The sequence below is a fragment of the Sphingobacterium puteale genome (assembly GCF_050986225.1).
Classification (GTDB): Bacteria; Bacteroidota; Bacteroidia; order Sphingobacteriales; family Sphingobacteriaceae; genus Sphingobacterium; species Sphingobacterium puteale.
In genome coordinates this window covers 5,815,275-5,827,188 of sequence record NZ_CP158959.1, presented here as the reverse complement: position 1 = coordinate 5,827,188, position 11,914 = coordinate 5,815,275, and the positions used below count along the sequence as shown (strand labels likewise).

The window sequence follows — 11,914 nt, the reverse complement described above, 5'->3', positions numbered from 1 at the left end:
AGAATGGTAAAATTGGCGGTTTCCAAGGAAATGTTTACATTTAGTGTAAGTAATTGTAAAGAGAAAAATTTATGGGGTTATTTGATAAAATCAGAAATGAATTTATAGATATTATCGAGTGGGTCGATAATAGTACGGATACGATTGTGTGGAAATTTCCGCGGTATCAGAATGAAATTAAGATGGGGGCTCAACTTACCGTACGGGAGGGGCAAGCCGCTGTATTTATGAATGAGGGCGTTGTGGCCGATGTATTTCAACCCGGCAGATATGAATTGACAACGCAGAACATGCCAATTATGACAACCATCAGCGGATGGAAGTACGGTTTTAACAGTCCGTTTAAGGCTGATGTTTATTTTGTCAACCTACGGCAGTTTGTTAATCAACGTTGGGGAACAAAAAATCCGATCATGTTACGTGATCCAGAATTTGGGCCGATACGACTTCGGGCCTTTGGAAATTTTTCCTTTCAGGTAAAAGATATCGCTGTTTTTATGAAGCAGCTGGTTGCGACGACTCCGGTATTCACCGTAGATGATATTACGGAGCAATTGCGCAATATAGCTGTTTCCAGAGGCATGGATGCCATTGCGGAATCAAAAATCCCAGCGCTGGATCTAGCGTCGAATTACGATGAAGTTTCGGTATTAATCCAACAAAAAATAAGCGGCGACTTTGAAGAGATCGGATTGAGCCTGACCAAATTTTTGATCGAAAATATCTCATTTCCAGAGGAGGTCGAAAAAGCACTGGATAAACGAAGCAGTATGGGGGTGGTAGGAAACCTTGGTGCTTATGCACAGTTTCAAGCTGCTAATTCCATGGAAAAAGCGGCGGAAAACCCAAGCAGTGGTGGCATTGTTGGTGCCGGTTTTGGTGCTGGTTTGGGAGCAGGAATGGTTGGGCAGATGGGTAATGTGTTTCAGCAAAATAATTTTGATGGCAACAATCCTACGGCTGCGGCTGGGGCGGGTGCTGCGACAGGCGCCGTTGTTCCGCCACCGATACCAAAGGCCGTTGCTTATTACTTGGCAATAAAGGGAAAGCAAGAAGGACCATTCGGTCAGGAACAATTACGTGGACTGCTTGGAGAGGGTACACTCACGGCTTCAACTTTAGTTTGGAAAGAAGGGCTTGATAACTGGACTGAAGCTGATAAAATTGTTGAATTAAAGGATTTGTTTTCGCAAACTCCGCCACCAATTCCTGGAGTTTAGAGATCTAAGTACTAATCACAAGTATGAGTTTTGAAGAGAAGACCTCCGAAATAGAGCGGGGGTTAAAATGCCAAGGTTGCGGTGCTGTTTTGACTTATCAACCCGGAACTTCCTACCTGGAATGTTCGTATTGTGGGACTAAAAATGAAATTGCGGACAACATGCCGGAAGGTGGGGAGATTGAAGCTACGGATTATAAAGTTTTTGGAAAAGTGATGGAAGGTGTCGCGGACGAGCGATATAGCTATCTGGCGGAAGTCGTTCATTGTAGCAACTGTGGGGCGAATTCGAGGTTGAATCCCCATGTTACAGCAGATGTGTGTGCTTTTTGTGCATCACCGTTGGTTATTGATCATCAGCAAAAACGTATCGTTAAACCCCATGGACTTGTGCCTTTCTCGGTGGACTATAAGCAAGCCTTTGGTTTATTAACGCAATGGGCAGGCAAACTCTGGTTTGCTCCCAATGATTTCAAGCGGATCTTCAATACGCGGAATGATCGGTTGAAAGGCGTATACATCCCATTTTGGTCATACGATTCGGATGTGCATTCTTCTTATGAAGGATCACGTGGTGAATATTATTATGTAACACGAACACGACGTAATTCTGACGGTGAAACGGAGGAATATGAGGAGCGCCGCACGAACTGGTATCCTGCTTCGGGAACAATTTATAGCCAATTTAGGGACATCGTTATCTCTGGATCGACCTCGCTTCCCGAAAAGTTTTCGGATAAAATTGGCCCATGGAACTTGAGTTACCTGAAGCCATTTAACGAACAGTACCTGAGTGGTTTTATTGCAGAGACATTTAGTGTCGACCATGTTGTGGCGGCCCGAACCGCCCGAGCTATTATGGATCGCGAAATTGAACGGCAGGTCGAAAATGATATTGGTGGGGATACCCAGGATATTGATCTTATCGATAGTGATTTTAAGTCAATCAGATTGAAATATATACTCTTGCCCGTATGGCTTTCAGCTTATCAGTATAAGGGCAAGAGTTATCAGATCATGGTCAATGCTTTCAATGGTAAGGTGTATGGACAGAGACCCTATAGCTTTTGGAAAATCGCTTTCTTGGTGTTGTTAATTCTTCTTGTGTGCTATCTGTTGAGCTTTATGAGGTAATAATTTTTACAAAAGCAAAAAAAAACTCCATGATTTCGCTGACATCGACAGCTATGAAAAGTAAACTGAAGTTTTTTTCTGATCAATTGAAACAAATATTTTCAATAAAAAAGAGCTGTGCTTCAAAAAGCACAGCTCTTTTTTATTGTCGTAAAATATAGTTATTTATTTATTTAAAGAAAGCAAGAAGCCGATCGTAAAGTTTGCGTCCCAATCGAATACAAAGGTGTCGCAGTTGGTCGCATCTTTAAGCGCTTTGTAAATGTTGACACCGCTTTTGGTTTTTATTTTATCGGCTTTATAAGAAGTGGGATCATTCAATACAGTAAAACGCTCCTCTCCCTGACGTGTCTGAGATGCTAACTCAAAAGGAACGCCACCGATGATAAAGCAGACTTCTCTTTTTGAAGCCGGTATTTTCTCACCTAATTTTTTTACTCCTGCATAAACAGCCTCATCCTTTAAATCTTTTTCATAATATTTTGCACCAGGTGCTTCCTCAGATTTGGTATCACCATCAATCCACGAAATCTTAGTGTTGCCCGAACCGATGTCCACAACAAAAGAATTTTCTTCATAGGCTTTAGGAAGCACGGATTTAAGTGCTAGTTTTCCCTCTTGTTCGGCTGTCACTAAATTCACAACGAAGCCCATTTTTCTAAGTTCCGAACTGATGACAGTTGTTTTAGGTTCTTTCTGGGCGCCGGAACTGATCACAAAGTGGATATTTTTGGATTTTACGCCTTTATCAAGCATCATACCAATATAATCCTTTAGACCTTTACGGATATCTTCTGTGGTGGCTAATCCCTCATAGGCAAAGGATTTTCCAAAATCTTTGGAGATAATCTCCCAACGGTTTTCTTTATCCATATTGACGACAAAGGAATTGAATCCCGAAGCACCTACTTCTACAACACCCTTATACTCGCCGTCAACGGGCTTTTCAGGCTGATAGTTGAATGAGCGCGTGTTTTCCGGTCCTGAAGCTGCAGGTCCGGTAGCGTTGATATTGGTTGAGTCCGGTTTAACGGCGAGTTTAGTGTCAAACTTGCCAGACTGCATCGCCCAATAGCCAATAGCAAGGATAGGTAATGCGATAATAATTGCTTTGATAGGCCATCTTAACCTAGCCCATGTCGATTTCTCTTCCATAATTTTGAATAATATGATATTGTTTTGATTAATTAATCGAGTAATGTAAAGCCTTTGTCGACTTTCTCCTCTGGTTTGAGTTCGTAGCTCGCATCGGACATCTGAGTGACGTTGAGCACTTTTAAGTTACGCTCGTCGACCTTGCGGATAAATTCTTCAAGTTCGCCCTGCGAAGGAGCTCCGCCTACGGTGATGTTGTTGTTTTGATCCAAGAAGTCTAGGTTGGAACGAATGGATGCAATATTTTGGCTGATAGCACCTGTAGCTGCGTTCATCGCTTCCTGAAAAGCCCAGCCATCTTTGATATTAAACACATCGGCAAGCCCATCCGTCGCATTTTTCATTTTTTGCGTCGCTTCTAGTTTCTTCGAAATGATGGAGATGCTGCTATCCAGCGTACTTACATAAATACGGGCCGCGCTTTCATTGTCTTTGAGGACTTCCAATACTTTCGCAAACTGATTGGCATATTGTACATAACTACGTGCATTTTGTTCTTCTGATTCCCCTTCCTTACCCAGCAGAAAAGCTTTGGTACGTGTTTCCTTGGCATCTCTTGCGTATGCATTAGCTTTTTCCGCATTATTTCTGCTCGCTTCCTCCTTTGATTTTTCGTCAAGATTAGCAGCTTCTGCTGTAAACCTTTTTGCATAGGTGTACTTTTCTTCGGCAGTTTTTTGTGCCGTTTCACCACTTTGAATCATATCGATGCGCACACCGTCCACATTACTGATCTTTTCCTTCACACGTTTTAGGGTGTCTTTCGCATCACGGGATAACAGTTGTAAGGTCTCTATCGGATTGTTTCTGATAATGGATTTTTCGCCTTTGAAAAGTAATACAGTACCCAAACGATGTAGTAGGGCAATAATCTTAGGTGCTAAAAGTAATAAGGTGATCAGAATAATGCTGAAGATCACAAATAAAATACTCTTTCCTGCGTACTCGAGCATAATGGGAAGGTATTTGAAAAAAGCAAATGCCCCCCCCAGTATCAGTGCCCAAAAGAAAATTGCGGAGACTGTCTTTTTTGCTTCCGGGGATTTTAATTGAGCAGGCAAATGGTCTCCTAAAACTTGAAATATCGGGAGCTGCGTCTTTATTTCAGCAGGAATATTAATGTATTGGTCTTTTTTTTCCATTGATTTAAAGTTATGTAATTGATTGATTAATCATATGTAGTGCACTGTTGATTTCGGTAATGACCTCACCGACAGCCGCGTTGCCTATGGCTATTTTTTGTTCGATTTCTTTAATTTTTGGTCCGTACTTTTCATTAATTTGTCCCAGTGCGATTTGCTTTTTCTGTAGATCATCCTGCAGTTTGGCGATGTTTTCCGTTAATGCTTTGATTTCACTGTTCAAATTTGTAATCTCCATCGTTCGGTCTTGTTCCGTCCTTTTCTTTTCAGCTTCTTTTTGTTCCGACTCTTTAGCAATGGTTTCTTTAAGCTTATTAGCATAATTTGTGCCAGTTGCCACAAGTTTTTCCTTCGATAACGAACCATCGACAAACTTCAGGGAGGTATATGCGGCTTTTAAGGTATTTTCCTCTACTTTTCCCATTGCAGCAGCAGCATTCCAGACTTCAAAAAAATCAACTCCTTGTTCATTGAGTTTTTCGAGGATGGCGTATACTTTCAGTTTCATTTCTTTGAGATCGGTAGATCCATCGTTGGCTGTTATGGGGATAGGCGGCGGAGTTTTTCCGGTTGACACAGGGGGCTGTGCCGACGTATATGTGGGGGTACTTAATTTTTCTTTTGTCGGAGCAGGTGGAACCGGAGGCGGCGATGGGGGAGTGGAACCTGTCTGATCATCTTCGAAAATTAATTTTTTAAGACTGCTTAATATCCCCGAACTTTTCTTGTTTTCATCGTTGCTCATAATTTGACATTTTATTATTACGTATACTAAAATAGTAAAAAATAGGATTGTGGTAGCTAAATTTATTGGATGAAATCATCATCAGGTTAATTAATGCTCAAAAAGGATGAATAGGCCGTTACAGGTAATTCCAGTACAGCTATCAAATGGGGATCATCAGATCAATAAGTTGTGTGAAACAGGATCCGGCTATGCTGCGACGGGGGGATGGATTACCTAAAGGATAAAATAAAGCGGGGAAGCAAAGATTCCCAATCTTGGATTGGAAATCTTTGTAAAAAGTAACTGAGGAAGCTTCTTATCTTCCGAAATCGTCTTGAACGCGAACAATATCGTCTTCATCAGAAGGGTTGTTGGCATCCGTATGTTGCCAGATTTCAGCCAAAATACCGAAGCCATCCAAACCGATCAAACGGTGACGTTGTCCCTGACGTAATCTGATCGTTTCGCCTTCTTTCAAGGTAGAGACAACAGACTCTTCATCTGTATCCGAAACCATGACACCTACGTTGCCTTGAATGACACGCCAGATTTCGGCACGACGGTAGTGATATTGCCAAGAAAGTCTCTTGTCTGGCGCAACGATCAGAATTTTTGGACTTAATTTTCCCGAAATTCGTAATTCCTGAACATCCAATCCTCCAAAATACTCATTGGCAAACTCTTGTGCCTGTGACTCGTCGATAACAAAAAAGCCACCCCAAGGGCGTGCTGCATCCGATTTCTCAATGTTGAACCCTTTGGATGTCAACATTTCCTGCACTTTCTCAAATAATGCGATTTTATCTATAGCCATGTTATTAAATTTCTAAAAATTTATTCATCTTTAATTCAGCAGCTAAATATAGAAAAAAATCATTAATGTTTTTAGTTAACCGTTTTAGCTTTGATAAAATCATCAGTAAAACGCGTTTTTTTATAAAATATACAATCCAGGGGTAGGATATGTTTTCAAAATGAAATCCTTAGTTTTGTGATCAATCTAATTTCAGGATATGTCAAATTTTCAAGTCGATCGGGAAAACACAGCATTTATGCAGGCTGTTGCATTTGTTAACCAAACCAATCAGAATGTATTTATTACAGGAAAGGCAGGTACAGGTAAAACGACTTTCTTGAAATATATTCGTGAGCATAGCTACAAGAAAATGGCTATTACCGCACCGACAGGTGTCGCTGCCATGAATGCGGGAGGGACGACTTTACACTCGTTATTTTGGCTTCCTTTCGGAACTTTTGTGGAGGATTATGAGTTGCGCTGGGATGAGCAGGACAGTCATATCTATAATAAATCCCGTTTGTTCAGCACAATAAAACTAACAAAACAACGACGGGCGATTTTGCAGGAACTGGAGCTGTTGGTTATTGATGAGGTCTCAATGGTAAGGGCAGATACATTAGATGCGATCAATGTGATATTACAGTCGGTTCGTCGCGATATGCGTCCTTTCGGTGGTTTGCAGGTGTTGTTTATCGGAGATTTATATCAATTACCACCCGTGGTCAAAGATGCGGAATGGAATGTCCTACGTGATCATTATTCTTCGGTGTTTTTCTTCAATGCAAAAATCTTACGGGATAGCCCTTTGGTCATGTTAGAACTCAATAAAATCTATCGTCAGCAGGACGAGAGCTTTATTTCGATTTTAAATGCGATACGGAATAATCAATGCACCAGTGAGATGCTGGCTACCTTAAATGGGTACTATCAGCAAGATTTCGTGCCAAAGGAGGAGGAACAATATATCACATTGACATCTCATAATCGGAATGCCGACGAGATTAATAGCGCAAAGTTGGCGTCATTATCCGGGAAAATGCTCAACTTAAAAGCCGTGGTGAAAGATGACTTCGCACAAGGATCTTATCCTGCCGAGGAAACACTATCATTAAAAATAGGTGCACAGGTGATGTTTATCCGAAATGATTCTGGTGAGGAGCGAAAGTATTACAATGGTAAAATTGGTACGGTAAAGGATATAGATACAGCACATGGTACTGTATCGGTTACTTTTCCAGATGGTTCTGAAGAGGTGACGGTAAAAAGGGAAACCTGGGAAAATATCCGTTACAATTATGATAAAGGACAGGATCAGATCAAAGAAGAAATTCTAGGGACATTTTCTCAATTTCCGCTGCGATTAGCTTGGGCAATCACGATTCATAAAAGTCAGGGATTGACCTTCCAGAAGGCAATTATAGATGCGGGTACTTCCTTTGCTGCAGGACAGGTTTACGTTGCATTAAGCCGTCTGACAAGTCTGGATGGACTGGTGCTTAAATCTATTATTCCATCTTATGCCATCCGCACGGATTACCAAGTGGTTGAATTTGCGCAACGGGCACATTCCCAATCCAATATCAATGAAATATTGGAACAGTGCCAACGAAATTACCTGGGGCAGATTCTAATGAATGGTTTTCGGTGGGATGGACTCTTAGCGGAGACTTCAGAGCTGCTTAAATCAATGGAAGAACGCAATATCGATGGGAAGGAAACGGCCATTCAGTTCTTTCAGGAGGTGGTTAAACAGCTCCAGACACAGGAGAAGGTAGCACATAAATTTATTGTTGTCCTTTATGATCTTCTTCGGGATAAAGAAGCGATTGACTATGATCTGATCTGTGAACGTTCCACTGCCGCTGTAAATTGGTTTTTGCCCCGAATGGATAAGGACCTTATTGAAGCGTTGACAAAACACATTGAAGAATACCAGATTCGTAAGCGGACAAAGAAATATATTGATGAGCTAAAGGCCATATTGCTGGATTACAAAAGGAAACGCGAACAGTTACAACATTGTTTAATTATTGCTGAAACGCTGTCTAAAAGAGAGGATTTCCAAACCGCCATGCTTGATGTAGCCGCTCAGGTTAAAACGAAAGAAAAGGAGGTGCTGGCAGCTCAAAGTGCTGATGAGGAAGGCGCCAAGAAATTAGATACGAAAGATATTTCATTGGAAATGTTTAAAGAAGGGATGAGTATCGCTGATATAGCAGGTAAGCGCGGGATGGTAGCCGGTACGATTTACGGACATTTGATTAATTTTGTGGGGACGGAGGTTGAAGCAACAGAATTAATTGATCAAGAGAAACTGGATCGTATCTTGGACGTTATTCGTGCAAATCCTGATAAATCTTCTTCGGAGCTCAAGATGCTATTAGGGGCGGATATAGACTATCCGGATATTAAAATTGGACAAAAAGTTTTAGGATTGTAGTGGGTAAGGATTTATGATGTATATTTGTCAACCTTTTATTATAAACTAATTGAAAGAGGAGAAAACCAATAAAAAGATTAACAAATGGATTGTTTTTACTTCCATGCCGATTCAGATGGGTGTGACAATATATTTATTTTACTGGGTCGGAAGTTGGTTAGACAATAAATATGCGATTGCGGGTGAATGGGGAATGAAGGGATTGACACTGTTAGGAGTGGTTGTATCTCTGTATCAGTTCATCAGGCAAGCAAATCAAATTAATAAGAATGAATAGTTATTTGAAAAGCGTCCTTGTGCTGCTGATTGTCTTTGTAGCAAGTTTTGCTGCACATTATTTAGTGATATCCGGTATGAATGTGGGGCAGTACTGGTCAAAGACCAATTACAGTCTCGTTGGAATGTATGCATTTGGATGCTGTTCTTCGTTGCTGGTTGCGATGTTGGTCTTTTTTGCAAACTGGTCCATGCCTGAGAAATTAGGTGTCATATTTTTGGGGCTGGTGCTACTGAAGGCTGTTGCAGGGTATATTTATATTAAAAACGGTTTAAAGACCATTGAAAACAACTTTATAGAATATAACTTTTTGGTTGTATTTTTTATCGCTTTGTTTGTCGATGTATATGTCGCTTTTAGCGCTTTAAATCAGGCAGATAAAAAGGTTTAAACTATTTTTGGAAAAAGTTTGAACAAATGGTGATTTATGCCAAATAAAATTGTATTTTTGCGCAAAATTTTTTATTATTCAATAGTAATCTGAAATGGTGAATCTTAAGAGAGCACTTTTATTATTTGCAGTAATTTTTCTTGCTGTCAATCCTTTTACCTTAAAAGCAGCTGAAGAAGCGCATGGGGATGCGCCTAAAACCCAAGCTGAGGAAATCAAAGCGTATAGTCAACATCACTTACAAGATGATCATTATTTTTCTTTGTTCTCCGATCAAAAAGCAGGAAAACATTACGGTTTTCCATTGCCAGTAATTCTTATTGATAATGGATTGGTTGTTTTTTCTTCTGGCGAGTTTCATCATGGCGAGTCTGTAGTGGAGAAAAACGGTCAATACTACACACTTTACCACGGTAAGATCTATAAAACAGATGCTGCTGGTACTTTAAATTTTGATGAAGCACACCATCCTACGAATGCAAAACCTTTAGATTTTTCGATTACAAAGAATGTAGTGGGATTACTATTAGCAGCATTCTTATTGTTCTGGGGTTTTATCTGTTTAGCTAAAACCTATAAAAAAGGCGTAAATAATCTTCCTAAAGGTGTTGGTCGTGTTTTAGAACCTTTGGTTTTATATGTGCGTGACGAAATGGCTGTTCCTAATATCGGTCATCGTTATAAAGAATTTATGCCTTATTTGTTATCTGTGTTTTTCTTGATCTTTGTTTTAAACTTGTTGGGTATGACTCCACTAGGTTTTAACGTGACGGGCAATATTACAGTTACTTTATGTTTGGCGTTGTTTACCTTCGTTATTACCAACTTTAAAGCAAATAAAGATTATTGGAAACATATTTTTTGGATGCCGGGTGTTCCAGTTCCTTTTAAATTTATTTTAGCACCAATCGAGGTACTGGGTATGTTTACAAAACCCTTCTCCTTGATGTTGCGTTTGTTTGCGAATATCACTGCTGGTCACTCTGTTGTGATGGGTTTGATCGCAATCGTTTATTTATTTCAACAACAATTGACTGTCGGTGGCAGTATCGGGGTATCCATGTTGTTAACCTTAGTGTTGTTTTTCTTGGAGCTACTGGTTGCGTTTTTGCAAGCCTTTATCTTTACCATGTTGTCATCCTTGTTTATTGGAATGGCAGTTGAGGAACACGCTCATCATTAATCGAATTTTTTTGTTAAATTTTATAAAATAATTATTATGTACAACTTAATTGGAGCAGGTTTAATCGTAATCGGTGCAGGTTTAGGTTTAGGTAAAATCGGTGGTTCAGCAATGGAAGCTATCGCTCGTCAACCAGAAGCAGCATCTAAAATTCAAACTGCGATGATCATCATTGGTGCCTTAGTTGAAGGTTTAGCATTCGGTGCTTTAATCTTAGGTAAATAATCCAAGCTGATTAAAAGTTTACTAAATACAATCTGCAACGGTTGGTTGCAGATTGTATTTAAACAAAAAAATACAAAACAAAAGAAAATTATAATTTACAATTGTATATAAATGGAAGCATTAATTAATCAGTTCTCGTACGGTTTGTTCTTTTGGCAACTAATCATCTTGTTGGTTGTGATCTTTTTATTGGGCAAGTTTGCCTGGAAACCTATCGTCAACGCTTTAGATGAACGTGAGCAAGGAATTGCAAATGCATTGGAAGCTGCTGAGAAAGCTAAATTAGAAATGGCTCGTTTGACAAATGAAAACGAACAATTGCTTAAAGAGGCTCGTGCAGAACGTGATGTTATCCTTAAAGAAGCAAAAGAGCTAAAAGAAAAAATCGTTGCTGAGGCAAGAACACAGGCGCAGTATGAAGGTGCTAAAATGATTGCTCAAGCGAAAGAGGAGATTGACGAACAAAAGAATAAAGCATTGGCTGAAGTCAAATCACAAGTTTCTTCTTTGTCTTTGGATATCGCCCGTAAAGTGTTAAACAAGGAATTTGAGGACCAAGGTAAGCAAGAAGCGCTTGTAGCAGATTTGCTTAAAGACGTTAAATTGAACTAATCCGGTCACTCAAATTACGAAATAGAATTATGTCAGTATTTAAAGTAGCATCGAGATATGCAAAGTCATTAATTGACTTGGCTAAGGAGCAAGGCTCACTGGAGACCATCAAAACAGATATGGATTCTTTCATTGCTGTTTTAAAGTCCAGTTCAGAATTGCAGGCTGTTTTGGCCAATCCTATTGTTCCTTTGGACAAGAAGAAGAATATATTAGATGCTTTATTTAAAGATAAGATCAATCCAAATATCTTGGCTTTCTTTAAGATCATGATCAACAAAGGTCGTGGGACGATCGTATATGCTACTGCTCAGGAATTTGTTCGTGAGTATAACGAGGTAAAAGGTATTGTGAAAGCTACAGTTACCTCTGCAGCACCGCTTTCTGAGGCTAATTTAGCCGCAATGAAAGATGTACTTGCAAAAGAAACCAACGCTCAAGTGATATTGGTCAATAAAGTCGATAACAAATTGATCGGCGGATTTGTCGTCAATATTGGTGATCGCCAGATTGATGCAAGTATTGCTGGTAAGTTGAACAAATTAGAAAGATATTTGAATCAGGGTAACTAAGGTTATTCTGGTATTTAAAGTAAAATAAATCAAAAAAC

Annotated in this window: 13 protein-coding genes; 9 read left to right on the top strand and 4 right to left on the bottom strand. The window is 39.8% G+C overall.

What is annotated here, in order from left to right; all coding sequences use genetic code 11:
- The first annotated feature begins 71 nt into the window (after positions 1-71).
- Entirely contained in the window at positions 72-1,220 is a 1,149-nt protein-coding gene (locus ABTV71_RS24450; RefSeq protein WP_121127273.1) for an SPFH domain-containing protein, read from the top strand.
- Between the two features lie 23 nt (positions 1,221-1,243).
- Positions 1,244-2,353, top strand: coding sequence for a zinc finger domain-containing protein (locus ABTV71_RS24445; RefSeq protein ID WP_433901394.1), 1,110 nt, complete (start codon positions 1,244-1,246; stop codon positions 2,351-2,353).
- Between the two features lie 165 nt (positions 2,354-2,518).
- Here the strand turns inward: ABTV71_RS24445 and ABTV71_RS24440 are convergent, their stop codons facing one another.
- From ABTV71_RS24440 to ABTV71_RS24425, 4 genes are all read right to left on the bottom strand, one after another.
- On the bottom strand, positions 2,519-3,508 hold the full coding sequence (locus ABTV71_RS24440; protein ID WP_433901393.1) for a hypothetical protein: 990 nt from the start codon (positions 3,506-3,508) through the stop codon (positions 2,519-2,521).
- A gap of 32 nt (positions 3,509-3,540) precedes the next feature.
- Complete coding sequence (locus tag ABTV71_RS24435) at positions 3,541-4,650, bottom strand: hypothetical protein (protein ID WP_121127270.1); 1,110 nt, start codon at positions 4,648-4,650, stop codon at positions 3,541-3,543.
- 10 nt (positions 4,651-4,660) lie between these two features.
- Entirely contained in the window at positions 4,661-5,395 is a 735-nt protein-coding gene (locus tag ABTV71_RS24430) for a hypothetical protein (RefSeq protein WP_433901392.1), read from the bottom strand.
- 298 nt (positions 5,396-5,693) lie between these two features.
- On the bottom strand, positions 5,694-6,191 hold the full coding sequence (locus ABTV71_RS24425; protein ID WP_121127268.1) for a cupin domain-containing protein: 498 nt from the start codon (positions 6,189-6,191) through the stop codon (positions 5,694-5,696).
- 199 nt (positions 6,192-6,390) lie between these two features.
- Here ABTV71_RS24425 and ABTV71_RS24420 point away from each other — a divergent pair, with 199 nt between their 5' ends.
- The 7 genes from ABTV71_RS24420 to ABTV71_RS24390 all read left to right on the top strand — a co-directional run bounded on the left by ABTV71_RS24420 (position 6,391) and on the right by ABTV71_RS24390 (position 11,876).
- Positions 6,391-8,616 (top strand): helix-turn-helix domain-containing protein, encoded by a 2,226-nt coding sequence (locus tag ABTV71_RS24420; protein ID WP_433901391.1) that lies wholly within the window; start codon positions 6,391-6,393, stop codon positions 8,614-8,616.
- Between the two features lie 49 nt (positions 8,617-8,665).
- On the top strand, positions 8,666-8,893 hold the full coding sequence (locus ABTV71_RS24415; protein WP_233789610.1) for an AtpZ/AtpI family protein: 228 nt from the start codon (positions 8,666-8,668) through the stop codon (positions 8,891-8,893).
- Positions 8,886-9,284: a hypothetical protein gene (locus ABTV71_RS24410; RefSeq protein WP_433901390.1), complete on the top strand. Its 399-nt coding sequence runs from the start codon at positions 8,886-8,888 to the stop codon at positions 9,282-9,284. The genes ABTV71_RS24415 and ABTV71_RS24410 overlap by 8 nt, the downstream gene beginning before the upstream one ends.
- A gap of 94 nt (positions 9,285-9,378) precedes the next feature.
- The gene (gene atpB, locus ABTV71_RS24405; RefSeq protein WP_433901389.1) at positions 9,379-10,467 is read left to right on the top strand and encodes a F0F1 ATP synthase subunit A; all 1,089 of its coding nucleotides are present in this window, start codon (positions 9,379-9,381) and stop codon (positions 10,465-10,467) included.
- Positions 10,468-10,503: 36 nt separating this feature from the next.
- Complete coding sequence (gene atpE, locus ABTV71_RS24400; protein ID WP_028070619.1) at positions 10,504-10,692, top strand: ATP synthase F0 subunit C; 189 nt, start codon at positions 10,504-10,506, stop codon at positions 10,690-10,692.
- 111 nt (positions 10,693-10,803) lie between these two features.
- On the top strand, positions 10,804-11,304 hold the full coding sequence (locus ABTV71_RS24395; RefSeq protein ID WP_104385733.1) for a F0F1 ATP synthase subunit B: 501 nt from the start codon (positions 10,804-10,806) through the stop codon (positions 11,302-11,304).
- A 29-nt stretch (positions 11,305-11,333) separates the two neighbouring features.
- Positions 11,334-11,876, top strand: a complete 543-nt coding sequence (locus ABTV71_RS24390) for a F0F1 ATP synthase subunit delta (protein ID WP_433901388.1) — start codon at positions 11,334-11,336, stop codon at positions 11,874-11,876.
- The last annotated feature ends 38 nt before the right edge of the window (positions 11,877-11,914 follow it).